Below are 25,445 nucleotides of genomic sequence, written 5' to 3'. Positions count from 1 at the left end.
AAGGCGTAAAATTAGAGGAGCGATTAAGCCAGTCACCCATGACTGTCGCAAGCGCAGCCTCGAAAAACGCTCCACAAAGTTGGGTCTATCTCCCGGATATGAGTCCGCCTATACACCCGCCGCTGTCGAGTCCTTTACACTTCACGGCTCATAACATTGGGATTCATTAGTGACGGCCTTAGAAGACAACACCCTGTTTTCCATCCAGCAGCTCGCGCTCAGCTACCGCGCCAAACCGGTCCTACAGGGCATCAACTGGGATTGGGAGCTGGGCGATCACTGGGCCATTCTGGGTGCAAACGGTGCAGGGAAAACGGCGCTTGCGACCGTAATCTGTGGCGAGCAAACACGCTTTGCCGGCACCTACCATCGCAGCGAAACTCTTCGCGAAGGAGGCACCGCCTATGTTTGTTTCGAGCGCGGACGGCGCCTCTGCGAGAGAGATCAGAAGCTCGATTGCGCAGAGTTCGAAAGTTCAGCCAGAGATATTGGCACGCGTGTCAGTGATCTTCTTCCAAGCGAAGAATGGTCGACACAAGGTCGCGATGCGCTGATTGAGCTTTTGGGCATTCAGGACATACTCGCCCGAGGCCTGCGCTACATCAGCACAGGACAAATGCGCAAAGCGCTCCTTGCCAGCGCGCTCTTCAGCAAGCCAGCACTACTCATCCTGGATAGCCCTCTGGACGGCTTGGACCTGGCGACTCAGGCCCGACTTAGCGAGGCACTTAACAGCATCATGGCGCAAACACCCGCAGTTCTAACGCTCTGCCGAAGTCCCGACGAAATCCCCCGTGCCTGCAACAAACTGATGCTTCTGGATCGGGGGCGTATTGTTGGCACAGGCACCCCCGACGAAGTACTGAGCAGCCCCGAGGGGCGGCGCGCGCTGGAAACGCCTCCCCTGAGCTTTAGTGTGCCTCCCAGAAAAACTCAACTGAGCAAGCCGCTGGGAAACGAGGCCACCATAGAGCTCAAAAATGTGTCGGTGTCTTTTGGCGATCTATGCGTGTTTAAAGACTTCAACTGGCGTATGGAGCCTCACCAACACAGTCTCATCGCCGGCCCGAACGGCTGCGGTAAGAGTACGCTTCTGGATCTGCTTACCGGGGACAATCACAAGGCCTACGGTCAGGACGTGTCGCTGTTTGGTCAACGTCGTGGCAGTGGCGAAAGTGTCTGGGAGATCAAGGCGCGCTTTGGAAGAGTCGATGCCCGCATGCAGTTTGCGGTGCCTAACGGCAGCACGGTAGAAGCGGTCGTGCTCTCGGGTTTCTTTGATAGCGTTGGGCTTCGCGATCGGCCCAGCGATCTCCAGCGCAGCTCTGCCCGCAGCTGGCTGGCGGCTCTGGGACTGTCCTCACAGCAAAGTACCGAATTCCACACCCTCAGTTTTGGCCTCCAGCGTCTCGTGCTTCTGGCCCGGGCAATGGTGAAAGAGCCCGGGGTGCTGCTCCTCGATGAGGCGACCCTGAGTCTCGATCCCGGTCATCGGACACTGCTTCTGGATGCGGTTGATCATGTCATTGATCAGGGAGAATGCCAGCTGCTGTTTGTGAGTCATACCGCCGGGGAGCTCCCCCGGTGCATCAATCAGGTTTTACAGTTTGAGCCTCAGGAGGACGGCTCGAGGATCCTGGTCAGCGACCGCTAAACACGACGCGCAGACGACTGCCCGCCTCGGGCGATCTACTCTCGCAGAATTCGATCAGTCTCAGGGGTCTATCAAACGCCTCAGTTCCTCACAAATAGACGGGGAGCAATACAACAAGCCGCGCGTGGCGCTCGCTGAAGCACGCTCGGGGCTACCCGCTGCCACGTGGCTGCGTGCCAGCTCCAGATAAACCTCAGCGCGCTGAGGAGCGATACGCAGCGCGCGTTCAAGACGGGCAAAACTGGCTGACAGGTCCCCATCTTCTCGGAGCACTCGAGCCTCATCCAACAAGCTGTCTACCGGGCTCAGCACTGGCGCAACGCTGGAATCCGGAGGCACTGCGGGTGTCGGTACCTGGGAGGAACGCCGGCTGGCTTCGGGTGCCTCGGGGGGAACCGGTGTAGGGCCCGAAGCGCAGGCAGCAAGGAACGACAAAACCACTGCAAGCAGCGACATGCGCATAGAGATACCTCGACGCTCCATCAGTCATTTCCTCCGAACAGTTTTTCGAACCAGCCGCGAATACCCTCCGCCTTGGGTGTACAGCCCGTGCTGCGCGTGGGCTGGGAACCCAGCACGAAGGGTAGCAGGCGCGCATTGTCGCAGCCCTCACCGGTCAGTTCGCCGGTCCTGTCATCGACGCGATGGAGCTCAACACCCCCGGGCATACGATAGCTAAGAGGCCGGCTGGCAGCCTGCGCCATAAAGTCCGCCCACACCCGCAGGGCGCCGCTGGAGCCCGTCAGACCCGTTGCATCATTGTTATCTCTACCAATCCACGTAACGGCGAGGAGATCTCCCGAAAAGCCCGCAAACCATGAATCACGGCCATCATTGGTCGTGCCTGTCTTACCAGCGACGTGAAAGTCTTCATCAAGACTGCGGTACACACCTCGACCGGTGCCTTCGCGCACCACCTCGCGCAAGGCATAGTGCAGCAGATGAACCGCGCGCGGGTCCACGGCGCGCTCGTACTCGGTAATGTTGTTGCGAAGAATCTCGCCGCGGCGATTGACGATGGAGAGAATACTGCGCAAAGGCGTGCGCGTACCGTCTACCGCGATAGTCTGATAAACCCGCGCCATCATCAGGGGCGAATACTCCCCAGCGCCGAGAACCAGGGACGGTACTTTCGGTACATCCTGACGGAGACCCAGACGCTGCAACATGTCGACCACGGCTGGCAGGCCTATATCCATGCCCAAACGCGCTGTGGCCTGATTGTAGGACTTGGCCAGGGCACGATGGAGCAACACGTCTCCATGAGACTCCCGATCAAAGTTACGCGGCGCCCAAACATCACCATTGGGACCGGCAACACGCAGGGAGGAATCATCCAGCGGGGTCGCAAGCGTGTAAGACTCTGACTGCTCCAGGGCCGCAAGATAGACGGCGGGCTTGAGCAAAGAACCCGCCGGGCGCCGGGCATCCAGCGCACGATTAAAACCCGTAGCCCTGGGCTTGCGTCCCCCCACAATTGCCACTACCTCACCATTGACCGTGCGCGTAACCACGCTGGCGGTCTGAAGATCCCCCGCTGGATTCAGCGCATCCATGATGCGGGTGGTACTGCTCTCCAACTGCGCCTGAAGTCGCGGATCAAAGGGCGTAAATATTCTCAGCCCCGCCGTTGCATAGTCTTCCTTGCGGTACTGCTCTTTGAGATGACGTCTCACTAAATCCAGGTAGGCCGGGTAGGTATCCGGGCGGCGCGCACCACCCACAGAGAGCGGCATCGCCTGGGCGACCACGGCCTGCTCTTCATTGATCACGCCTTGTTCAGCCATGACCTGCAACACCAGATCCCGGCGCTCTCGGGCGCGCTGTGGGTTGCGAGTCGGATTGTAAAAGCTGGGACCACGAATCATGCCGATAAGCAGCGCCTGCTGGTGCAAGCCCAGCTCCTCCAGCGGCGTATCGAAATAGTGCAGCGCGGCCAGGGCAAAACCGTGAATAGCGCGGGGGCCATCCTGGCCGAGGTAGACCTCATTGAGATAACTTTCAAGAATCTCTGGCTTTTCGTAATGCACCTCGATAAGCATCGCCATCAGGAGCTCAAGCACTTTTCGCCGTAGGGTCCGCTCGGAGCTCAGGTAATAGTTCTTCACCAATTGCTGAGTAATGGTGCTTCCGCCCGCAACAACCCTCCCCGAGCGCACATTGCCCAGGGCCGCCCGGGCAATGCCCGTGGGGGAGAAGCCAAAGTGGGAGTAGAAGCTCCGATCCTCGATGGCAAGGAGACCACCGCTCAGCGTTTCAGGCACTTCGCTGAGTGGCACCAGTATGCGATCTTCACCATGCGCTGGGTAAATCCCGCCCATCGTTGTAGGTTCAAGACGGAGAATGTCCAAGGGGTTACCGGCACTGGTCATCGCCTTAAGCGATGCAGCGGAAAACTCCAAAGTGGCCACCCGGGCCGGCTCCCGTCCATCGGGAAACGAAAAGCCTCGACTGTGTAGCCGCAAGCGACTGCCAGAGACTTCAAACTGACCGCGATCACGCACCGCAGAAACCCGGCGATAACCGAGGCGCTGCAGCTCGTCCACCACAGCATTTTGCGGCAGGCGTGCTCCCGCAAACAGCTCCAGGGGCCGCGCGTAGACCTGCGCGGGCAGCGCATAGCGCTTGCTCTCAAAGGTGCCGGTTATCAGAGCGTTGAGGTAAAAAAGCCCTGCAAACAGCACACAGACAGCAGCAAGCAGAAGTTTGCGTAAAAAAGAGAAAAAACTGGTCATGGCCGCGCAGTGTACTTCGGGGCAGGGTCAGCAGCCACACAGCGGAGCTTTTTCCGGTGTATTTACGCTGTAGGTGTCCACTGATTTTCAACGCCGATTGCAGAAGCACCCTACACATCACCCAACAAGATGCGCATAATGCCGCGCATTATTTAAGACAGGTAACAACATGAAGCAGTTCAAGGTGTACGGACTCGGCGCAGCACTCGTGGATACAGAGATACGGGTGGACGATGCATTGCTGGCTGAGCTGAGTGTCGAAAAAGGCCTCATGACTCTGGTTGACGGCAATCGTCGCGGCGCACTGCTCCGCGCTTTGGACGGACACCTGGTAGAAGCACATCACGCCAGTGGTGGTAGCGCCGGTAACTCTGTCATCGCCACAGCCCTGTTTGGCGGAGAATGCTTTATGACCTGCCGCGTCGCTGACGATGCGGATGGGCGAATCTATCTTTCGGACCTGCGCGACGCTGGTGTGAGCTTTCCTCCTCCCGCCAGAACCGACGAGCCGACGGGCAAGTGCCTGGTGCTGGTAACACCCGACGCAGAGCGCAGCATGAACACCTACCTCGGCGCCTCCGAAGGACTGAGCATTGAGCAGCTGGATCCCGAAGCTATCGCCAACTCAGAGTATGTTTATCTGGAGGGCTATCAGGTGAGCTCCGAAACCGGTCTTGCGGCCGCGATTCGAGCCCGGGAAATTGCCGAGAATGCGGGAGTACCCGTCGCCCTAAGCTTTTCAGATCCGGGCATGGTCGAATTTTTCCCGGAACAGTTCAGAAAAATGGTCGGTGCGGGTATTGATCTCGCCTTCGCCAATGAAGCCGAAGCCAAGAGCTGGACAGGTATGTCGGAGCTTGCGGATGCGGTAGAAGCCATGAAAGACACCGCAAAACGCTTTGTCATCACCCGCGGCGGCGAAGGCGCCCTTTGCTTTGACGGCGAGCAACTCCACGAGATACCGGTACACGCCGTTGACGCCGTGGACAGCAATGGCGCGGGAGACATGTTTGCCGGTGCTTTTCTCTACGCCATCACCGAAGGGGAAGACTTTCCTACTGCCGGTCGTTTCGCAGGGTTTGCTGCCGGCACGGTAGTATCCCAATGGGGCCCTCGCCTTGCGCCGGAACAGTATGGGACACTAAGAGACGGTTTCTTCGGCAAGGACTGAGGCGACAGATCTTCTGGCTCATCAACGCCGACCGATACGCCCACGAACAGATTCAGGAAGCATAGCCATCATGGACAAGCCGCACATAAAAACCGACCCGCTTTATCAGCTGTTGCGGCAGGAAGACATCAAAGCGTTTAACGAACAGCGTGACACGCTGGACTCCAGCAATCTGCGCAATGGCGACTATCGTGGCCGCGACTTACGCAATATGAATGCTGTGGGACTGGATTTCAGTAATTCCTACTTTCGCAATGCCGACCTATCGGGCATCGACTTCCGTTCCACCAATATTCAGGGTGCCAGTCTTCTCGACGCCAAGCTGTCCGGGGTTTACTTCCCTGAGGAACTCAGCGCCGAGGAAATCCGTCTATCGCTGGATACGGGAACGCGTCTGCGCTACCGCAAAGACTAGAAACCTTTTAGCGCCTCTAGCCCTGCGATAGCAGATCGCGAAGATCGATGATCGCCGCGTTTGCGCGGCTGATGTACGAGGCCATCACCAACGAGTGATTAGCCAAAGGGCCGAAACCTGAGCCGTTCAGAATGAGCGGACTCCAAACCACGCCCTGAGTGCCTTCAAGTTCCCGAACGATCTGCCGCAGGCTCACCTGGGCATTTTTGTTCTCAAGAATATCGGCAAAGTCCACCTCTACCGCCTTGAGAAAATGTATCAATGCCCAGGCGGCACCCCGGGATTCGTAAAAGACGTCGTCGATTTCATGCCATGGTGTTCGTACTTCCAACTCACTGGGCGCCGCTGTGGACTGACTCGCGTTGCCATCCCCCGCCAAATCGGTGTTCACGCGACGCTCCGACACGCTCGCCGACAAGCGCTGTGACAAGCTGCCCAGGCGCGTGTTGACCATGGCGAGCCACTCTCGAAGATTGTCGGCACGGGCGTAGAACTGCGCGTCCTGTGCATTGGGATCCGTGAGACGCTCCAGGTAAGCTTCTGTAAAGCGCATGGCCTTGCGGTACTCATTCTCTGAGGCGGGTAATAACCAGCTATTGGACTGAAAGTTCAGAAGTGGCTCTGCGCGGGAAAGGTCGGCATCCTCTTTGGACTGCGACTGCGAGCGCGAAAAGAACTCGCGCATGGCTCGCACCAAATCCCGCGATTGAATAAGCACGCCGTATTCCCAATTGGGGATATTGTCCAGATACACCCCGGGCGGAAAACGGTCATTGCGCAGATAGCCGCCGGGCTTTGACAGCATGGTGTCCACGACGCCCAGCAGTGCTGAGGCCGTCACAACGCCTGTTACCGGTTGAGCCGTATTGTCTGCAGCAGTCACACCGCTGGTGTAGGCGCGAGCTCGGTCTACAACATCAAATGCCCCGGGCGTCATGCTCCAGTACATTCCAAGCACCAGGACGATCACGGCATAAACGGCTAAAAATGCCAGCGTTATAGACGTCCATCGACCCTGAGGCAGATAGTCGTCCGCAAAATTGCGCACACGCCGACCCCAGCCCAATTTGGCTTCACGGGTATCGACAGTGTCGGAGCCTGCCTTGGTATCGTCAGTCATTGTGTGCGTTCCGCTTCCTTAGTGGTGGTCGTGATTGTTTGGAACATCCGGCGCGGCTCGCCTTACCGGCGCATCGGTGCAGACATCGCCCTCGGACGTCCGCACGCAGATGGGCACAATATCACCCTCAGCGGGCGTACTCTTGAGCCCCATGAGCATAATGTGTAATCCGCCCGGAGCCATGGTCACAGAGCTGCCCGCCTCCACGCTAAGACTATCAACCGCCTGCATGGTCGAGCGTCCACCCTCTAATCGAGTCTCATGCAGGCTTGCCATGCCCACCGTCGAGCTAACGTCGAGAATCGACAACGGCGAATCACCCAAATTGTGAACTCTCAGGTAAGCTGCGGTCATCTTCTGCCCCGGGGGCATAGCCCGAATCCAGGCATCGGAAAGCTGCGGCAGCTCTGCGAGAGCGGGGATGCCAAAAATGAAAAAAAGCACAAAGAGCGGAACTCTCACGTCAATCATGAACCAAATCTTCCTCAAGGGAGTAAACACTCGGCTGTGTGTGGACTGTGCCAAAACTCTGTCCGAGTGCTGCGTAGTTTAGCAAGATACGTTTTAACAACATGCGTTCCCGCGCTGAAAAGAGCCGTCAATGCGTCCGCGCGTCGCTGACACGGTAGAATAGACAGCAATGCCTAAGGTTTTGTTCATGGTCCAGATTTTGACATTAAGTGATGCACCAGCGTTCTCCCGACGATGGCGGAACGTTTTGAGCATTTTTGTGGTGCTCGGCTCGCTGCTAACAGCAGCTACGGTCGGCGCGCAGTCAACGTCGCTAACGAACAGCTCCAGCGTCAACCTTGGCCAAGGCCTCGGCGCATCGGCAGACCCAAGCTTAGAGAATCAGTTCACCCAGCCGGAGTTTCTGCCGGTAGAAGAAGCTTATCCCCTCGCTGTGGAGGCTACCGGCGATAACAGGCTGAGATTGGTCTGGCAGATGCCTCCCGGTTACTACCTTTACCAACATGCTTTTAAGTTCGAAATTGCCAGTGACGGCGGCACCAACATTATTGATCCTGAATTCCCCCCCGCTATCGAGCGTGAAGACGAATTCTTCGGGCTTGTTCAGGTTTACTACGACAGCGTAGATATGGAGATTGTCGCCCCGGGCGCCGTGGCGGGTGGACAACTGATCGTGACCTCCCAGGGCTGTGCCGATGCAGGTCTGTGCTACCCACCACGCACTCAGAATTTTTCCATCAGCGACAGCGGCGAAGTACAGGAGGTCGCTGCCGCACCCCGACGTGCTCAGGCAAGTTCACAGATACCTGCTTCGACCTCAAACTCGCCGGCTGCGGCCCAAGGCCTGCTGTTCATGATGTTACTGGCCTTCGCCGGCGGCCTCATTCTTAACCTCATGCCCTGCGTACTGCCCATCCTTTCTCTCAAAGTACTCGGCTTTGCGTCAGCGTCTCCAGAGCAGCGCAAGCACCATGGCTGGCTGTACAGCGCAGGTGTTGTGCTCAGCTTTGTGTTGGTCGCCGGCATTCTCCTTAGCCTGCGGGGCGCCGGACAGGCTATTGGCTGGGGCTTTCAGCTGCAATCACCGGGCTTTGTCATTGGCCTCGCCTATCTGTTTGTGGTGATGGGACTCGCGCTGAGCGGTCTTGTGGAACTGGGCAACCGTTTTATGAATCTGGGCAGTGACCTGGCCGAGAGTGGTGGCGCAAGCGGCAGCTTTTTTACCGGTGTGCTCGCCGTGGTGGTGGCAAGTCCCTGCACCGCGCCCTTTATGGGCACCGCACTGGGCTACGCGCTGGTGCAGCCTCCCTTGCAGGGTCTGAGCGTGTTTGCGGCACTGGGAGCGGGCATGGCCGCGCCCATGTTATTGCTCTCCTACAGCGAAACTGCGCGACGCCTCTTGCCACGCCCGGGAGCCTGGATGGAGAGGCTCAAGCAGGCTTTGGCATTCCCACTCTATGCCACGGCGCTATGGCTATTCTGGGTCGCTGGGCGGCAAACCAGCGTCGACGTTATGGCAGCGACACTCCTGGGCGCATTGCTCATAGCGCTGGGGCTTTGGCTCTGGAGAGGTTCCGCTATCGCAAAAGGCTCGGCCGTAGCATGCTTGGTTCTGGCGGTGGTTTTTGCGAGTTGGCGACCCGCACAACTGGACCAAGGGCAATCAGCGCTTCCCGCGGGCACCGTAGCCTATAGCCCTGCGGTTCTGAATGAGCTCATTGCCGAGGGCAAACCTGTATTTGTGGATGTCACCGCCGACTGGTGCATCACCTGCCTCGCCAACGAGCGCGCGGTGCTTTTGACCACGACCGTGCAACAGGCGTTTCGGGACTCGGGAGTGACCTACATGATCGCCGACTGGACCGACTACGATCCGGTCATTGCCGACTTCGTGGCCAGCCATGGTCGCAGCGGCATACCCTTGTATGTGCTCTACAACGGAGAACAGACACCTCAGCTTCTGCCTCAACTCTTGCTCACCCAAACAATTCTGACGGCCCTCGAAGGGGTTGCTCGTCCATCCATGGCCACGGCCAGCGCACTGTAAAACGCGAATAGGCGCCTAATTTCGGCAAAAGTGCTTACAACGTCGACAAACCGCCTGCTTTATAGACAAAACCCTCCAATTAGGTGACAATTCGCTCAATTAATACCGTTTGAGTACCTGATGGCTCGAGTTTTAGTCCTGCACGGCCCTAACCTGAACCTGCTTGGTGAGCGCGAGCCCGGAATCTATGGTTCTGACACGCTGCAAAGCATCGATCAGCGCTTGCACTCGCTCGCCGAAGCCGCTTCCTGCACGCTCGATGCGGTGCAAAGTAATGCCGAAGCCGAGCTTATCGATACCGTGCAGGCAGCACGGACCGCGGGCACCGAATTCATCATCATAAATCCCGCGGCGTTCACGCACACCAGCGTCGCCTTACGTGATGCCCTGACTGCAACACAGTTACCTTTTGTCGAAGTGCATCTTTCCAATGTGCATGCCCGCGAGCCCTTCAGGCATCACTCCTATTTTTCAGATCTCGCCCTTGGCGTGATCTGCGGTTTGGGCCCCCTTGGCTACGAAGCCGCGCTTCAGTTTGCTTTACAACACCTGAACACCACTTCCCCGCAATCTGCCAGAGACTAACTCATGGATATTCGCAAAGTTAAAAAACTGATCGAACTGCTGGAGGAATCCGGCATTGGCGAAATAGAAATCAAGGAAGGCGAAGAGTCCGTGCGCATTAGTCGCGGCATCAGCGGCGCGCCCGCTCCAGCGCCAAACTACAGTTATCCGCCTCCCGCGCCCGTTGCAGCGGCTCCTATTGCTCCGCAGCCAGCGGCTCCCGCTGCAGCGCCAGCAGAAGCGGCCGAGAGCGCACCAACGTCTGATGGAACTATCGTGAAGTCGCCGATGGTAGGGACTTTCTATCGCTCCCCCTCGCCTTCATCTCCCGCTTTTGTGGAGGTCGGTAAGACCGTGCAGGCTGGCGATGTGCTGTGTATTGTCGAAGCCATGAAGATGATGAATCAGATCGAAGCGGAAGTCTCCGGCACCATAGAGGCCGTGCTGGCTAACAGCGGTGAACCGGTGGAGTTCGATCAACCACTGTTCTCAATCGTTTAAACGGGCGGGTAAACACACCATGTTGGAAAAAGTGCTTATCGCTAACCGCGGCGAAATTGCGCTGCGCATCCTTCGGGCCTGCAAAGCGCTGGGGATACAAACGGTCGCGGTTTATTCCAAAGCCGATGCCGACCTGATGCACGTGCGGCTCGCCGACGAGGCCATCTGCATCGGTCCGGCGGGCGCTGCGCAAAGCTACCTCCACGCCCCCGCCATCATCTCTGCCGCCGAAGTGAGCAATGCTGATGCTATCCACCCGGGCTACGGCTTCCTTGCAGAGAATGCCGATTTTGCCGAGCAGGTAGAGCAATCCGGTTTTATTTTTATTGGGCCACGCTCAGAGACCATCCGGCTCATGGGTGACAAGGTGTCCGCTAAAGACGCCATGAAAGCGTCGAATGTGCCGACGGTGCCTGGGTCTGATGGGCCATTACCAGACGACCCCGACGAGATGATCGAGATCGGCCGGCAGGTTGGCTACCCCGTCATCATTAAGGCTGCGGCCGGGGGTGGCGGTCGCGGTATGCGCGTTGTGCACAACGAGGCCGCGCTGGTGAACTCGGTACAGATCACCAAGAGCGAGGCTCTGGCGGCCTTCGGTTCAGACGTGGTGTACATGGAGAAGTACCTCCAGCGCCCTCGTCACGTAGAGATACAGGTTATTTCTGACGGAAAAGGAAACACCATTCACCTGGGTGACCGTGACTGCTCGCTCCAGCGACGCCACCAAAAAGTCATCGAAGAAGCACCTGCCCCCGGGATTGATCCCGTCGCCCGGGAAGCATGTGCGGCAGCCTGCGTAAAGGCCTGCAACGAAATTGGCTATCGCGGTGCGGGCACCTTCGAGTTTCTCTACGAAGACGGTGGCTTCTATTTCATCGAAATGAACACCCGCGTACAGGTAGAGCACCCGGTCAGTGAACTCATTACCGGCGTGGATATCGTGCGAGAGCAGCTCCGCGTTGCCGCCGACCTGCCTTTGTCAGTGTCCCAAGACCAAGTGAGATTTACCGGGCACGCGCTGGAGTGTCGTATCAATGCGGAAGACCCGCAGACCTTTATGCCTTCCCCAGGACGCATTTCCACCTTTCACGCGCCAGGTGGACCGGGCGTCCGCGTGGACTCGCATATTTACGATGGCTACACCGTACCGCCCTTTTACGACTCGCTGATCGCCAAGGTCATCAGCTACGGCGAAGACCGTGACCAGGCCATGGCTCGCATGCGCCAGGCGCTGGACGAGCTCGTTATCGAGGGCATCAGCACGAACACCCAACTCCATAGGGAGCTGGTGCGCGATGCATCATTTATGACCGGTGGCGTGAGCATTCACTACCTCGAAAGCAAGCTCGAAGACGGCTGACGAGTAGCGTATGAGCTGGCTGCAGCTGCGAATAGACTGCGGCAAAGACAACGCTGAGTCCTTAGAGTGCGCGCTGCTTCAGGCTGGCGCGCTTTCGGTTACCTTGGAAGATCGGGAAGACGAACCTCTCCTTGAGCCCGCCGTCGGCGCCACACCCCTCTGGAAAGCAATCCGTATCACCGGTCTGTTTGCGGCCGACACGGATATGGATGCGGTACTTGGCGCGATGACTAAGCTCGATGCAAGGTCAACAGCACGCGTTGAGATTCTCGAAGATAAAGACTGGGAACGAGAGTGGATGCAGCACTACGAACCCATGCGCTTTGGGAACCGGGTGTGGATATGCCCGAGCTGGAAAGAACCTCCTGAACCCGACGCAGTTAATCTATTGCTCGACCCCGGGCTGGCTTTTGGCACGGGCACTCACCCTACTACCGCCATGTGTCTTACCGCCCTGGATGGCATGTCTCTTGATGGCAAGCGCGTGGTGGACTTCGGCTGCGGCTCGGGCATTCTGGGTATCGCCGCATTGCGGCTGGGCGCTACCGAGCTTTTAGCCGTCGATAACGATCCTCAGGCCCTTATCGCCACAGCCGACAACGCCGCGCGTAATGGCATCGACACAGACAAACTGGACATCAAACTTCCGGGCAATTTCGCGAGTCAGGACTGGCGCGGCTCGAGCGATTTGGTGCTGGCAAACATTCTGGCCGGCCCGCTGGCCGCGCTGTCAGAGGAGCTCTGCGACTTTCTGGCGCCCGGTGGACAACTGGTGCTTGCCGGATTACTGGACACCCAGGTAGAGGCCCTCATCGAGCACTATGCTCCCCGACTGAGCTTGTTAGTGCTGCAGCAGCAAGCGGAGTGGGTTTGCCTTGGAGGTACCCTCGCCTAACCTTGATCAAAAAATGATCACTTTTTGCGCTCAAAGCCTTTTTTGCAGCGCCCCGCTCACGTAAGATTGCGCGTCCTTTGAGACAGCCCAAAAACGGACCCGCAGACATCCCCTCCATGCTCACTATCGGCCCCCATACGACTGCCAATGCCGTGGCTCTGGCGCCTATGGCAGGCGTAACAGACCTGCCATTCAGGCGGCTCTGTGCACGCTTTGGTGCGGGTCTGCTGGTGGGTGAGATGGTGCACAGTGATCCGCGCCTCCGGGATTCGAGAAAAAGTCAGCAGCGGCTCAGTCACGACAAAGAGATCAATCCGCGCTCGGTGCAGATTGTGGGCAACGATCCCCAACACATGGCAGAAGCCGCCCGTTACAACGTGAGCTGCGGCGCGCAGATCATTGATATCAATATGGGTTGTCCGGCCAAGAAAGTGTGTCGCAAAGCCGCCGGCTCAGCGCTCCTCGCGGACGAACCCCTGGTGGCTGATATCCTCAGTGCAGTAGTCAATGCGGTGGATGTCCCGGTAACCCTGAAGATTCGTACCGGAGCCGATCCGCTGCATCGTAACGGCCCCAGTATTGCCCGCATCGCTGAAGATGCAGGAATCGCGCTGCTGGCTGTTCATGGACGCACCCGAGCCTGTGCCTTTAAGGGCGAGGTTGAACACGACACGACGGCGCGCATTGTCGAGAGCGTCGACATTCCGGTGCTGGCCAACGGCGATATCAACAGCGCGCAGGAGGCCAAGGCTGTGCTCGCCCAAACTGGCGCTGCCGGGGTGATGATCGGGCGAGCCGCCCAGGGCGCGCCCTGGCTACCGGGCATGATTGCCGAGAGCGTTGCGGGAAGGCCGGCAACAGCACCCGATCTCCCCACACAATATTCAGTGATGCGTGAGCACCTGATAGATCTCCACGCCTTCTATGGCGAGTTTGCCGGCTCGCGTATCGCTCGAAAGCACATCGGCTGGTATCTCGATGGGCACCCCCAACTTCACGCCGAGAAGCGAAGCTTCAACCGCCTTAACGAGGCCCGGGATCAAATCCGCTTTCTTGACACTCTTTTTAATCACCTTGACCGACAGGATCTCGCTGCATGAGTAAGGCCGAAGACTTGGCTGAAAGCGCCGCAGTAAAAAGCGCCCTTTTTGAGCTTACCCAAACCAGTGAGGCAGCCACCGTTGCCTCACTAAGAGAGGCGGTAGACCTCTTTGTCCGTCGCTATCTTGAAGAAATGGATGGCGAGATGAGCACCGACTTTTATGACCTCGTACTCTCCGAGGTGGAAGCACCGCTCCTCCAGGCCGTGATGGAGTACACCCGTCAAAACCAGAGCCGCGCATCTGCAATGCTCGGACTCAATCGCGGCACGCTCCGCAAAAAACTTAAACACTACGCCATCGACAATCGAGGACCCGCACTGTGAGTTCAGGCAATGACAGCAACACCAGTAACGACGCGAATCAATATCAGGTTCGCCGCGCGCTGATCAGCGTCTCGGACAAAACAGGTATCGTTGAGTTTGCCAGCGCTCTGGCAGCCATGGACGTTGCGTTGCTCTCTACTGGCGGCACCTATCGCATGCTCAGCGAAGCGGGGCTTGCTGTAACCGAGGTCGCCGAGCATACGGGTTTCCCTGAAATGATGGACGGCCGGGTGAAGACGCTGCACCCCAAAATACACGGCGGCATTTTAGGTCGTCGCGGCGAAGACGATGCGGCAATGGCAGAACACGGTATCGACGCCATAGACATGGTTGTAGTCAATCTCTACCCCTTTGAAGCCACCGTTGCTGATCCCGACTGCAGCCTCGAGAACGCCATCGAGAACATCGACATTGGCGGCCCTGGCATGCTCCGCGCCGCTGCCAAGAATCACGCCTGGGTCAGCTGTGTGACCCGCGCCGAAGATTACCCCCGGGTGCTTGCTGCCATGCGCGACAACGCCGGCTGCGTTTCTAGCTCTATGCGCCGCGATCTGGCGGTACGGGCCTTTGAACACACGGCGGCCTACGATGGCGCTATCGCCAATTACCTGGGCGCACGTCTTGAGGACGAGCCTCAGGAACATGGACGAACCCTCAATCTGCAGTTTCATAAGGTGCAGGACCTGCGCTACGGCGAAAACCCCCACCAGGGCGCCGCCTTTTACAGGGAACGCAGTGTCGAAGGTCCCTCGCTAGCCACCTCGACGCAGATTCAGGGTAAAGCACTCTCCTACAACAATATTGCAGATACGGACGCCGCGCTGGATTGCGTGAGACAGTTTGCAGAACCAGCCTGCGTCATCGTCAAACACGCAAACCCCTGTGGCGTAGCTACGGGAGAAGATACTCTGAGTGCCTACGAACGCGCCTATGCTACTGACCCGGAGTCGGCTTTTGGCGGCATCATCGCGTTCAACCGCGAAGTCGATCGCGCAACGGCGGCGCTCATCATTGAGCGTCAGTTTGTCGAAGTGATCATTGCGCCATCAATCAGCGATGCCGCCGGCAAAGTACTCGCCGACAAGAAGAACGTCCGCGTACTCACCACCGGCGAGCTCATGGATCCCGTGTCGGGTCTGGATTACAAGCGCGTTGCGGGCGGCCTGTTGGTACAGGATCGTGACGAGGTGATTATCAATCCCGATGATCTCAAAGTGGTGAGCAAGCGACTCCCCACCGAAGAACAGGCACGAGATCTTTTGTTTGCCTGGAAGGTTGCCAAGTATGTGAAGTCCAATGCCATCGTCTATGCCAGCGACGAGCAAACGGTAGGCGTGGGCGCCGGTCAAATGAGTCGGGTAAATTCAGCGCGCATCGCCGTCATCAAAGCAGAGCATGCGGGCCTCAAGGTTCCCGGATCGGTGATGGCCTCCGATGCGTTTTTCCCCTTTCGCGATGGCATTGATAACGCCGCTGCGGCGGGCATCAGCGCTGTCATTCAGCCCGGCGGCTCCATGCGGGACGAAGAAGTCATCGCTGCTGCCAACGAGCACGACATGGCCATGGTGTTTACCGGTGTCAGGCACTTCCGGCACTAATAAGCACCGACCAACTCGTTAAACAACTCGCACAAAACGCATTAGAGCAGAGCACACACGCGATGAATGTCATGGTATTGGGTAGCGGAGGCCGGGAACATGCCCTGGCCTGGAAACTGGCGCAGTCGTCCCGCGTCGCCAAGGTGTTTGTCGTACCTGGCAACGCCGGCACCGGCTTCGAGCCCAAGCTTGAGAACGTGGATATTGATCTTGCGGATTTCGCGGCGCTTTGTGCCTTTGCCAAAGCACAGCAGGTGAGGCTCACCGTCGTCGGTCCCGAGGTGCCACTGGTTGCAGGTGTGGTGGATTACTTTGAAGAGCAGGGTCTGCGCTGCTTTGGTCCCAGCGCTGGCGCCGCACAGCTGGAAGGTTCCAAGGCATTCAGCAAGGACTTTTTAGCCCGTCAGAATATTCCCACGGCGGCCTACGCGACCTTTACTGAGCTTGATGCAGCGCTTAGCTACCTTCGAGAGCAAGGCGCTCCCATTGTGGTTAAGGCAGACGGTTTGGCCGCCGGCAAGGGTGTCATCGTCGCAGAAACCCTGGAGCAGGCCGAAGCCGCCGTGACCGATATGCTCTCGGGGAATGCCTTTGGCGATGCGGGCTGTCGCGTGGTGATCGAAGAATTTTTAGAAGGCGAAGAAGCCAGCTTTATCGTCATCAGCGACGGCGAGACCGTATTGCCCATGGCGAGCAGCCAGGATCACAAACGTATTGGCGAGGGCGACACCGGCCCCAATACCGGCGGCATGGGAGCCTACTCGCCAGCGCCCGTGGTCACAGAGGCGGTGCATCGGCGGGTCATGGACGAGGTCATTATGCCCACCGTGCGTGGTATGGCGGCCGAGGGTCATCGCTATGTGGGATTTCTGTATGCCGGCCTGATGATCACCGCAGACGGCGCGCCCAAGGTTATCGAATTCAACTGCCGTTTTGGCGACCCTGAAACTCAACCCATCATGCTGCGTTTGCGCAGCGATCTGGACAGTCTGTGCGATGCCGCTATCGACGGCACCCTCGCCGATCAAGAGGCGCGCTGGGACACCCGCCCCTCCATGGGCGTAGTACTGGCCGCGGGCGGTTATCCCGGCAGTTATTCCAAGGGACTGACCATCGGCGGTCTGGACGACGAGCAGCAAGCTGACTGCAAGGTTTTTCATGCGGGCACTGCTGTGGATCCGGAATCCGGCGACATTCGCACCAGCGGTGGTCGGGTCTTATGCGTCACCGCTCTTGGAAACAACATCGCCGACGCCAGGGATCGCTGTTATGAAGCTGCGGCCAAAGTCAGTTGGGAAGGCATGACGCTTCGCAAGGATATTGGTTGGCGCGCCATCGAGCGCTATCATCAGGACAACGCTTAAACTGGCAATTGTATTGGTACCTCTAATGGCAACCAGACTGTGAACACAAAACCGTGACCCGACGCCTGACAGCTCTTGATAAGCTCATCAGCGAAGCTGATACGGTGATGCGCACCCTAAGCAGCCGCGGCAACACGGCCGGGCGACCGTCGCCCGCCCGGGGGCATAGCGAATCCGATCTGGATGATAAGAGCCAAAAACACGTCGCGGCGCTCATGCGCGTTAACCATACCGGCGAAGTCTGTGCGCAGGCGCTGTATCAAGGTCAGGCACTCACCGCCAAGCTACCCACGGTACGCGAAGAGATGCAGGAAGCCGCTGCCGAAGAAGTCGATCACCTGGTGTGGTGCGAGGAGCGACTGCGACAACTCAATAGCCGACCCAGCGTTCTCAATCCGGCCTGGTATGGCCTGTCCTTTGCCATTGGCGCCCTCGCGGGAGCGGTTGGCGATGCGGTAAGTTTGGGATTTGTGGCCGCCACCGAGGAGCGCGTCTGCGCGCATCTCAAGGATCACCTACGTCAATTACCCGAAGACGATCGTCGCTCCCGGTTGATACTGCAGCAAATGCTCGAAGACGAAGAACGCCACGGTGAAAACGCACTCGCGGCGGGCGGGCAAAACTTTCCGCGGCCGGTCAAAAGCGCCATGACTGCGCTGTCACAGGTGATGACCCGTAGCAGCTACTACATCTAAACCAGCGTATTTAGAGCGCCGGCTTTACAGCGCCTGACAAGTACTTACGCAGCCTCGCTATCGACCACCTCATAGCTGTGGGTAATCTCAACCCCTGCTGCGCCTAACATGATGGATGCCGAGCAGTACTTTTCTGCGGAGAGTTCTACCGCGCGCTTTACGTGACTGTCTTTCAGACCGGCACCGCTGACGACAAAGTGCATGTTGATGCTCGTGAAAACCGCGGGAACCGCATCGGCACGCTCAGCCTGAATTTCCACTCGGCAATCCTGTACCGCCTGACGTGATTTCGTGAGCATGCTCATGACGTCATACATGGCACAGCCTCCCGTACCAAGAAGGAGCATTTCCATGGGTCGTGGCCCAAGATTGCGGCCTCCCAAATCTTCAGGCCCATCCATGACAACGGAGTGTCCGGAACCAGACTCTCCGACAAACATCGCTCCATCCATCCATTTAACGGTGGTCTCCACGACAGTAACTCCTCTAGCTCAAAAGATGGGACGCGAATGTAGCACAGACACCATTAACCCGAAGCCTCTGTGGGATTTGCGTGGCCTGGATCCCGAGGTACACTCTGCGCACCGGAAACTGAAGGGTAGTTTTATGCTTCGCCCCCAGCTCTTACACGCCATACCCAATGTCGAAGATTTTCTGCGCTTTTGTGAAACGCATGACTACGCAAAAGGAAAGACAATCATTCGTGAGGGAGAGCAAAGCGATAAGCTCTACCTGATCCTCGACGGATCCGTATCGGTCATGGTCGAAGACGAGCAGGACCAGGACCATAAAATGGTGGTCAGCTATTTGAATCTTGGGGACTTCTTTGGCGAGATGGGATTGTTTGGCGCTGAAGACGAAACCAGCAGCGCTGAAGTCACTACCCGCGAAGCGAGTAAGATCGCCGAAATCTCCTATGAGCGTTTTATCAAAATCAAAGCGCAGTTCCCTGACATTCTGTTTGGCATTGCGGCGCAGATGTCCAGTCGCCTGCGTAAAACCACCTTCAAGCTGAAAAATCTGGCCTTTGTGGATGTGTCGGGCCGCATTGCCCACACGCTCATCGACCTGTCCAAGCAGCCCGATGCCATGACCCATCCGGACGGCATGCAAATCAAGATTACCCGTCAGGAGCTGGGCAAGATTGCGGGATGTTCTCGGGAGATGGCCGGACGCGTACTCAAGACCTTAGAGCAGGAAGGGCTGGTAGCCGTGTCTGGCAAGACCATCGTGGTCTACGCCAGTCACTAAACGGTGACTCAGCTTCCTTAGGGAGCGAACAGCTCTCGCAGTGCATCGCCCGGATCGTCGGCGCGCATAAACGCCTCGCCCACGAGAAACCCTGGTACACCGGCCCCACGCATTTTCAGCACATCTTCGCGCGTGTGAATGGCGCTTTCGGTGATAACAAGCTTGTCGTCGGGAATCTTGGGGAGCAGCCCTAAAGAAGTATCAAGACTCGTCTCAAAGTTGCGCAGGTTTCGATTGTTGATACCCAGCAGCGGTGAATCCAACTCCAACGCGAGCTCAAGCTCGGCCTGGTCGTGAACCTCGACCAACACATCCAGACCGTAGTGCGCTGCTGTGGCTGCCAGCTCGCGAAGCTTGCTCGCATCCAAGGCCGCGACGATCAATAGAATCGCATCGGCACCAATGCTCCTCGCCTCAGCAATTTGGTAAGGGTCAATGGTGAAATCCTTACGGAGCACCGGAAGTTCGCAGGCTGACCTGGCGGCCTGTAGATAGGCGTCACTTCCCTGAAAGAAATCCTCATCGGTAAGCACCGAGAGACAGGTCGCGCCGCCCCGCTGGTACTGCGCCGCAATCACCGCAGGTTCAAAGTCAGGTCGAATAACACCCTTACTGGGGGATGCCTTTTTGACTTCGGCGATCACCGCTGGGGCTCCGCGGTTGGCTTGGCGCTGCATCGCAGAAGTAAAGCCTCGCGCAGGGCCCTGATCGGCCATCACCGACTCAAGATCCGATAGCGATGTTTTAGCTTGCCGCTCCTGAATTTCTTCTGCCTTGCGCGCCAGAATTTTCTGCAAGACGTCTGGCAGTGAGGTGCTCATGCGCCTTTTTCCTCTCGCATCAGCTGCGTCACATCCACAAAGGCCTTGAGCTTTTCCGCTGCCTGCCCCGTAGAAAGAAGATCCTCCGCAAGGGCAATGCCGTCGGCAAGGGATGACGCAATGCCGGCGACATAAATCGTCGCCCCAGCGTTCAGCGCAATAATCTGTCGGGCCTTTTCGGGATCCGTGTCGCTGTCAGTGCTTGATCGACCGGATAGCGCGGCGCGAATCAGCGTCGCCGAAGCCTGCGCCGAATCCACCGACAAGCCGCTAAGATCAGACACAGCCAAACCAAAATCGTCGGGACTAATGGTGTAGCACTTCACCTTTCCGTCACGCAGCTCTGCAACGCTTGTGGGTGCCGCAATGGAAATTTCGTCCAGTCCATCTTCTGAGTGCACCACCATGGCGTGCTCGCTACCCAGGGCCTTGAGGGCGTGGGCCAGAGGCTCACACAGGGCCGCGTCGTACACGCCCAACAGCTGGCGTTTGACCTGCGCAGGATTTGTCAGGGGCCCCAAGAGATTAAACAGCGTACGCAAACCCAGCTCGCGCCGAGGGCCGATAGCGTAGCGCATGGCACTATGGTGGGCCGGTGCGAACATAAAGCCCAGACCTACGTCCTCGATAGCTCGCGCCACCTGTTCTGGAGCAAGATCCAAGGGCACCCCTAAAGCCTCAAGCACGTCGGAGCTGCCGCTAGTGCTGGAGACCGAGCGATTACCATGCTTTGCAACCTGCGCCCCGGCAGCGGCGACCACAAAGCAGGATGCGGTCGAGACGTTAAACAAATTTGCGCCATCGCCTCCGGTACCCACCAGATCAACCAGGTATTCACCGTGCACGGACACCGGCGTTGCCAGATCGCGCATTACCCCCGCGGCTCCGGCTATCTCGTCGATGGTTTCGCCCTTGATGCGCAAAGCCATCAACAGGCCACCAATCTGCGCATCCGTCGCATCCCCGGACATAATCTGACTCATGACCGAGGCCATTTCGTCCTGGGTGAGATCGTTTTGCTCTGCGACGCGTGCAAGCGCCTGCTGAATATCCATCAGCTACTCCTCAGCTAATTCTCTACGGTGCCCGCTGCGTTGCTCTGGGGTACGCTCTGCTCCAGAAAGTTCTTGAGCAGCGCATGACCATGCTCACTAAGCACTGATTCGGGGTGGAACTGCACACCTTCAGCGCCCGTGTCACGATGCCGCAAACCCATAATCTCATCCACCTCACCGGACTCATCAACGGTCCAGGCAGTGACAGTAAAGTCACCCGGCAGACTGTCTCTATCCACAACCAAGGAGTGGTAGCGCGTGGCAACAAACGGCGAAGGCAGCCCGGTAAACACACCGCTGCCATCGTGGTGAATCTCGGATGTTTTACCGTGCATAACCCGCCGCGCGCGCACTACCTCACCACCGTACACCTGTCCGAGGCTCTGATGGCCCAGGCATATACCCAGCACAGGCAAGGTGCCCGCGAACTCGCGGATTGCCTGCATGGAAATACCGGCTTCATTGGGCGTGCAGGGCCCCGGAGAGATCACAATTCGCTCCGGTGCCAGCTCAGCTATTTCTTCCACAGTGATTTCATCATTGCGAAATACCTGCACGTCAGCACCGAGCTCCGCCAGATACTGCACCACGTTGTAGGTAAAGGAGTCGTAATTATCAATCATGATCAGCATGGGCTTTGCTCCCCGGCATCAACCATGGCGGCGGCGCGCAAAATTGCCCGGGCTTTGTTCAAGGTTTCCTGCCACTCGGTGCTCGGAACAGAATCTGCAACTACTCCTGCGCCCACCTGTATGTGAAGCTCACCGTCCTTGAGTACCGCCGTACGAATCGCGATGGCGGTATCCATGTCCCCCGCCCACGACAGGTAGCCGACGGCGCCGCCATAGATACCGCGTTTGACCGGCTCCAACTCATCAATGATTTCCATGGCGCGAATTTTTGGCGCACCACTGAGCGTACCCGCAGGCAATGCGGCGCGGAGCGCGTCCATGGACGAGAGACCCTCCTGCAACTGGCCTTCGACATTGGACACGATATGCATCACATGGGAGTAGCGCTCGACCAACATGTTCTCCGTGAGATCTACAGTGCCGGTCTGGGCAATGCGACCCACATCGTTGCGCCCGAGATCGATCAGCATCAGGTGCTCGGCGACCTCTTTGGGATCCGCCAACAGCTCCGCTTCCAGAGCATCATCCTCTGCCGCGGTCTTGCCCCGGTGGCGCGTCCCGGCGATGGGCCGTACCGTGACCTTACCCTGCTCGGCTCGCACCAGAATTTCCGGCGAAGATCCCACCACCTGAAATTCATCCAGATCGAGAAAATACAAATAGGGCGAGGGATTGAGGTTGCGCAAGGCGCGATACAGATTAAGAGGCGGCGCGGCAAAGGGCACTGTCATGCGCTGAGACGGCACAACCTGCATCGCATCTCCCGCCAAAACATACTCTTTGACTTTCTCAACTGCAGCCTCGTATTCACCCTGACTCAGGCTGTATTGCGCTTTGGCTTCGTGAGCACTGCCATCTGCTCCGGCAAGAGACACCCGCGGCAGTGGTGCCAGCGGCGCATCCAGCGAGGCCACCAAGGTATCCAGGCGGGCATTCGCCATCTCAAGTGCACCGTCTACAGCGGGGTCGACGTTTACGACAACGCGCAAAGTGCCTGCCAGGTTGTCAAAGACCAGAACCTCTTCAGACAGCATGAGCAAAATGTCGGGGGTGTGGAGTTGATCTTCGGGGCAGCTATCCGCCAAGCGTGGTTCTACATAGCGCACCGTGTCGTAAGCAAAGTAGCCCACGAGGCCACCATGAAACACCGGCAGCGCATCCTGATCAGGGCTTTTAAACCACTGCTGGTAAGCCTCGACAAAGTCCAAAGGATCAGCCACTTCCTCCGTCCCGATACATTCGCCGTCGACCCAGCTTTCGACGCGATGGCCGAACACCTTGATCAGCTCGCGACAGGGAAGGCCAATGATCGAGTATCGACCCCACTTTTCGCCGCCCTCCACAGATTCGAACAGATAAGAGTACGGGCCTTCGGCAAGCTTGCGGTAGGTAGAGAGGGGAGTGTCAAAGTCAGCGAGGACTTCTCGGTGCACGGGCACGCGGTTGAAGCCCTGGGCGGCCAGTGCGGCAAAATCATCAGTTGTCATGGGGTGGTCCTGGAAAGCGAGTTACGGGTTGTGCGACATCACGCAGATAAGTGAGGGCCAGAAAAAGCCCGGGAATTCACCATCGCCAGCGCGTCGTCTCCCGCATGGTCGTCTCTCGCATGACTGGGCCCTTTGCCAAGTGCGCCAGAGCCACGCCAAGTCGAATAAATTGAGTTCCAGTAATCATGTGTCCATTGTAGCCACGGCAAGGCACTTGGCAAGTGCTCCGAGGGGGCTAAACGCCAGCCAACGCAGCGCGCATCTCGTCAATGACCGCTGCGTAATCGGGTTTACCAAAGATGGCTGATCCCGCCACAAAGGTATCCGCACCCGCAGCTGCGATCTCCGCAATATTTGCCGGCGTCACGCCACCATCCACTTCCAGACGAATATCCAGCCCGGACGCATCAATAAGCGCTCGGGCTTCTCGCAGTTTGGTCAGGGTCGACGGGATAAAAGACTGGCCGCCAAAACCCGGGTTCACAGACATGAGCAGGATCATGTCCAGCTTATCCATGACGTAGGTCAGATCATCCATCCCCACATGCGGATTCAACACAAGACCCGCCTTACAGCCCGCGTCGCGAATCATCTGCAGGGAGCGATCGACATGAGTCGAGGCATCCGGATGAAACGTAATATAGCTCGCCCCGGCCTCGGCAAAGTCACCGATGAGCTGATCCACAGGAGACACCATGAGATGCACATCGATGGGCGCCGTAACACCATGCTTGCGCAGGGCCTTGCAGACCATGGGACCGATGGTGAGATTGGGGACGTAGTGATTGTCCATGACGTCGAAGTGCACAACGTCGGCCCCTGCAGCCAGTACATTGTCGACCTCCTCGCCGAGGCGCGCGAAGTCAGCGGAAAGTATCGATGGGGCAATCAGATAGTCACTCATGCTTTGTCCTGTTGGTCCTGTTCTGTTTGTCTCGGTTGTTATCCGGGCGCGCCTGACGGCCCTGGCTAAGTCAGTTCACACTCCAGGGCCTGGAGCCGCTCGGGTGTTCCTACATCAGTCCAGCGACCGGTAAAATGCTGCGCAAATAGACGTTTCTCTTCTATTGCCTGCATCAGTAAAGGAAGCAATGGCCGCTTACCCCTGCCGTAACCGTCAAAGAAACGCGAATCATACAGACCTATGCCGGCATAGGTGAGCGTATCTTCTGAATCCAGCTGCACCTGACCACGATCCAAACTAAAGTCGCCAGCCCTGTTGTGCACTGGGTTATCGACAAACACCAGATGCGCAGCAGCCGAGGGCAAGACAACGCTGAGCAAGTCATCAAAGGCAAAATCGGTCCAGATATCTGCATTAACCAGCAAAAAGGGCTCATCGCCGAGGAGAGGCAAGGCCTGAATGATGCCCCCTGCAGTCTCCAGAGGCTCTTCTTCGCGGCTGTACTGAATCGTGCAGCCCCAGCGAGTGCCGTCGCCGCAGTCCGCCTCGATCTGCTCGCCAAGCCATGAGACATTGATAACGATATCTCGGATGCCTGCTCTTACGAGCGCCTCGATGTGATATTCGATCAACGGCTTGCCCGCGACCGGGAGCAAGGGTTTGGGTTTTTCGAGCGTCAGGGGCCGCATGCGCTCGCCCTTACCCGCAGCCAAAAGCATGGCCGTGGTGACCGCGCTAGCCGAGGGTGCGCTACTCAGACTCATGGAACCACGCTTGTTGGCGGGCAGCAGGCACGACATGTTGATCAAACCAAGCGGCAAAGTCTGCCAACGCAGGGATATGAGGGTAAGTCGCCAGCGCCGATTGCACGTAGCCCATCACTCGGCAAAGATCACCGAGATAGGCCGGCTTGCCATCACGCAGGTAAAGCCTCGCAAAAATTCCCAGCACCTTGATATGCCGCTGCAAACCCATGAAATCAAAGTCCATCACAAAGTCATCTGCTGCTGGGACGGCAATCCCTCGTGCGTGCAGACGCTCTCGATGCCTGAGTGCCCAGTCCCGAACCTGAGCGTCTGGCCAGCGCAGATAGCAGTCTTTGAGCAGCGACACGGGGTCGTAGGTGAGCGGGCCCAGCACAGCGTCCTGAAAATCAATGGTCGCGAGAGCCCCATCGTCCAGTAGCATTAGGTTTCGGGCATGAAAATCCCGATGCACTACCACTTGAGCCTGAGCCAGCGCCCGATCGCAGAGCAGTGTTTGCAGCGTCGTAAAT

At 57.9% G+C, this 25,445-nt stretch carries 26 protein-coding genes; 14 read left to right on the top strand and 12 right to left on the bottom strand.

Annotation, left to right across the window (positions count from 1 at the left end; all coding sequences use genetic code 11):
* Nucleotides 1-169: 169 nt before the first annotated feature.
* Nucleotides 170-1,654, top strand: coding sequence for an ATP-binding cassette domain-containing protein (locus ACTG39_RS11325; protein ID WP_439107674.1), 1,485 nt, complete (start codon nt 170-172; stop codon nt 1,652-1,654).
* 60 nt (nt 1,655-1,714) lie between these two features.
* On the opposite strand, the gene ACTG39_RS11320 is transcribed toward ACTG39_RS11325, so the two are convergent.
* Nucleotides 1,715-2,137, bottom strand: coding sequence for a tetratricopeptide repeat protein (locus tag ACTG39_RS11320; protein ID WP_439107673.1), 423 nt, complete (start codon nt 2,135-2,137; stop codon nt 1,715-1,717).
* Nucleotides 2,137-4,389 carry a penicillin-binding protein 1B gene (gene mrcB / locus ACTG39_RS11315; protein WP_439107672.1) on the bottom strand — a complete coding sequence of 751 codons (2,253 nt, stop codon included), beginning with the start codon at nt 4,387-4,389 and terminating at the stop codon, nt 2,137-2,139. Before mrcB ends, ACTG39_RS11320 begins: the two co-directional genes overlap by 1 nt.
* 169 nt (nt 4,390-4,558) lie before the next feature.
* On the opposite strand from mrcB, the gene ACTG39_RS11310 reads away from it, so the two are divergent.
* Nucleotides 4,559-5,560: an adenosine kinase gene (locus tag ACTG39_RS11310; RefSeq protein WP_439107671.1), complete on the top strand. Its 1,002-nt coding sequence runs from the start codon at nt 4,559-4,561 to the stop codon at nt 5,558-5,560.
* A gap of 70 nt (nt 5,561-5,630) precedes the next feature.
* On the top strand, nt 5,631-5,975 hold the full coding sequence (locus tag ACTG39_RS11305; RefSeq protein WP_439107670.1) for a pentapeptide repeat-containing protein: 345 nt from the start codon (nt 5,631-5,633) through the stop codon (nt 5,973-5,975).
* Nucleotides 5,976-5,991: 16 nt separating this feature from the next.
* On the opposite strand, the gene ACTG39_RS11300 is transcribed toward ACTG39_RS11305, so the two are convergent.
* Both ACTG39_RS11300 and ACTG39_RS11295 read right to left on the bottom strand, forming a co-directional pair.
* Nucleotides 5,992-7,095: a DUF2333 family protein gene (locus ACTG39_RS11300; RefSeq protein WP_439107669.1), complete on the bottom strand. Its 1,104-nt coding sequence runs from the start codon at nt 7,093-7,095 to the stop codon at nt 5,992-5,994.
* 18 nt (nt 7,096-7,113) lie between these two features.
* A complete protein-coding gene (locus ACTG39_RS11295) occupies nt 7,114-7,566 on the bottom strand; it encodes a copper chaperone PCu(A)C (protein WP_439107668.1) in 453 nt (150 codons plus the stop codon).
* A gap of 247 nt (nt 7,567-7,813) precedes the next feature.
* Between ACTG39_RS11295 and ACTG39_RS11290 the strand changes: the two genes are divergently transcribed.
* The 10 genes from ACTG39_RS11290 (at nt 7,814) to coq7 (ending at nt 18,019) form a co-directional block, all read left to right on the top strand.
* Entirely contained in the window at nt 7,814-9,613 is a 1,800-nt protein-coding gene (locus ACTG39_RS11290) for a protein-disulfide reductase DsbD family protein (RefSeq protein WP_439107667.1), read from the top strand.
* Nucleotides 9,614-9,733: 120 nt separating this feature from the next.
* A complete protein-coding gene (aroQ, locus tag ACTG39_RS11285; protein WP_439107666.1) occupies nt 9,734-10,198 on the top strand; it encodes a type II 3-dehydroquinate dehydratase in 465 nt (154 codons plus the stop codon).
* A gap of 3 nt (nt 10,199-10,201) precedes the next feature.
* The gene (accB, locus tag ACTG39_RS11280) at nt 10,202-10,678 is read left to right on the top strand and encodes an acetyl-CoA carboxylase biotin carboxyl carrier protein (protein WP_439107665.1); all 477 of its coding nucleotides are present in this window, start codon (nt 10,202-10,204) and stop codon (nt 10,676-10,678) included.
* 19 nt (nt 10,679-10,697) lie between these two features.
* Nucleotides 10,698-12,041, top strand: a complete 1,344-nt coding sequence (gene accC / locus ACTG39_RS11275; protein WP_439107664.1) for an acetyl-CoA carboxylase biotin carboxylase subunit — start codon at nt 10,698-10,700, stop codon at nt 12,039-12,041.
* A gap of 10 nt (nt 12,042-12,051) precedes the next feature.
* Nucleotides 12,052-12,936 carry a 50S ribosomal protein L11 methyltransferase gene (gene prmA / locus ACTG39_RS11270; RefSeq protein WP_439107663.1) on the top strand — a complete coding sequence of 295 codons (885 nt, stop codon included), beginning with the start codon at nt 12,052-12,054 and terminating at the stop codon, nt 12,934-12,936.
* Nucleotides 12,937-13,052: 116 nt separating this feature from the next.
* Entirely contained in the window at nt 13,053-14,036 is a 984-nt protein-coding gene (gene dusB / locus ACTG39_RS11265) for a tRNA dihydrouridine synthase DusB (protein WP_439107686.1), read from the top strand.
* Nucleotides 14,033-14,362, top strand: a complete 330-nt coding sequence (gene fis, locus ACTG39_RS11260; protein ID WP_439107662.1) for a DNA-binding transcriptional regulator Fis — start codon at nt 14,033-14,035, stop codon at nt 14,360-14,362. The genes dusB and fis overlap by 4 nt, the downstream gene beginning before the upstream one ends.
* Nucleotides 14,359-15,960, top strand: coding sequence for a bifunctional phosphoribosylaminoimidazolecarboxamide formyltransferase/IMP cyclohydrolase (gene purH, locus ACTG39_RS11255; protein ID WP_439107661.1), 1,602 nt, complete (start codon nt 14,359-14,361; stop codon nt 15,958-15,960). Before fis ends, purH begins: the two co-directional genes overlap by 4 nt.
* A gap of 62 nt (nt 15,961-16,022) precedes the next feature.
* The gene (gene purD, locus ACTG39_RS11250; protein WP_439107660.1) at nt 16,023-17,324 is read left to right on the top strand and encodes a phosphoribosylamine--glycine ligase; all 1,302 of its coding nucleotides are present in this window, start codon (nt 16,023-16,025) and stop codon (nt 17,322-17,324) included.
* A 53-nt stretch (nt 17,325-17,377) separates the two neighbouring features.
* Nucleotides 17,378-18,019, top strand: coding sequence for a 2-polyprenyl-3-methyl-6-methoxy-1,4-benzoquinone monooxygenase (gene coq7, locus ACTG39_RS11245; protein ID WP_439107659.1), 642 nt, complete (start codon nt 17,378-17,380; stop codon nt 18,017-18,019).
* Between the two features lie 44 nt (nt 18,020-18,063).
* Here the strand turns inward: coq7 and ACTG39_RS11240 are convergent, their stop codons facing one another.
* Nucleotides 18,064-18,492 carry an OsmC family protein gene (locus tag ACTG39_RS11240; protein ID WP_439107658.1) on the bottom strand — a complete coding sequence of 143 codons (429 nt, stop codon included), beginning with the start codon at nt 18,490-18,492 and terminating at the stop codon, nt 18,064-18,066.
* Nucleotides 18,493-18,625: 133 nt separating this feature from the next.
* On the opposite strand from ACTG39_RS11240, the gene crp reads away from it, so the two are divergent.
* Nucleotides 18,626-19,270, top strand: coding sequence for a cAMP-activated global transcriptional regulator CRP (crp, locus tag ACTG39_RS11235; RefSeq protein WP_439107657.1), 645 nt, complete (start codon nt 18,626-18,628; stop codon nt 19,268-19,270).
* A gap of 17 nt (nt 19,271-19,287) precedes the next feature.
* Here the strand turns inward: crp and trpC are convergent, their stop codons facing one another.
* From trpC to ACTG39_RS11200, 7 genes are all read right to left on the bottom strand, one after another.
* Nucleotides 19,288-20,091, bottom strand: a complete 804-nt coding sequence (trpC, locus tag ACTG39_RS11230) for an indole-3-glycerol phosphate synthase TrpC (protein ID WP_439107656.1) — start codon at nt 20,089-20,091, stop codon at nt 19,288-19,290.
* The gene (gene trpD / locus ACTG39_RS11225; protein WP_439107655.1) at nt 20,088-21,146 is read right to left on the bottom strand and encodes an anthranilate phosphoribosyltransferase; all 1,059 of its coding nucleotides are present in this window, start codon (nt 21,144-21,146) and stop codon (nt 20,088-20,090) included. The genes trpC and trpD overlap by 4 nt, the downstream gene beginning before the upstream one ends.
* 14 nt (nt 21,147-21,160) lie before the next feature.
* Nucleotides 21,161-21,778, bottom strand: a complete 618-nt coding sequence (locus ACTG39_RS11220; RefSeq protein ID WP_439107654.1) for an anthranilate synthase component II — start codon at nt 21,776-21,778, stop codon at nt 21,161-21,163.
* A complete protein-coding gene (gene trpE / locus ACTG39_RS11215) occupies nt 21,772-23,265 on the bottom strand; it encodes an anthranilate synthase component I (protein ID WP_439107653.1) in 1,494 nt (497 codons plus the stop codon). The genes ACTG39_RS11220 and trpE overlap by 7 nt, the downstream gene beginning before the upstream one ends.
* Before the next feature lie 235 nt (nt 23,266-23,500).
* Nucleotides 23,501-24,169: a ribulose-phosphate 3-epimerase gene (rpe, locus tag ACTG39_RS11210; RefSeq protein ID WP_439107652.1), complete on the bottom strand. Its 669-nt coding sequence runs from the start codon at nt 24,167-24,169 to the stop codon at nt 23,501-23,503.
* 65 nt (nt 24,170-24,234) lie between these two features.
* The gene (gene murU, locus ACTG39_RS11205) at nt 24,235-24,933 is read right to left on the bottom strand and encodes an N-acetylmuramate alpha-1-phosphate uridylyltransferase MurU (protein ID WP_439107651.1); all 699 of its coding nucleotides are present in this window, start codon (nt 24,931-24,933) and stop codon (nt 24,235-24,237) included.
* A partial coding sequence (locus ACTG39_RS11200) for an aminoglycoside phosphotransferase family protein (protein ID WP_439107650.1) occupies nt 24,920-25,445 on the bottom strand: 526 nt, incomplete at its 5' end. The genes murU and ACTG39_RS11200, both read right to left, overlap by 14 nt.

This window comes from Congregibacter sp., assembly GCF_965662665.1.
In the GTDB taxonomy this organism is placed as follows: domain Bacteria; phylum Pseudomonadota; class Gammaproteobacteria; order Pseudomonadales; family Halieaceae; genus Congregibacter.
This window is presented reverse-complemented; position numbering and strand designations above follow the sequence as displayed.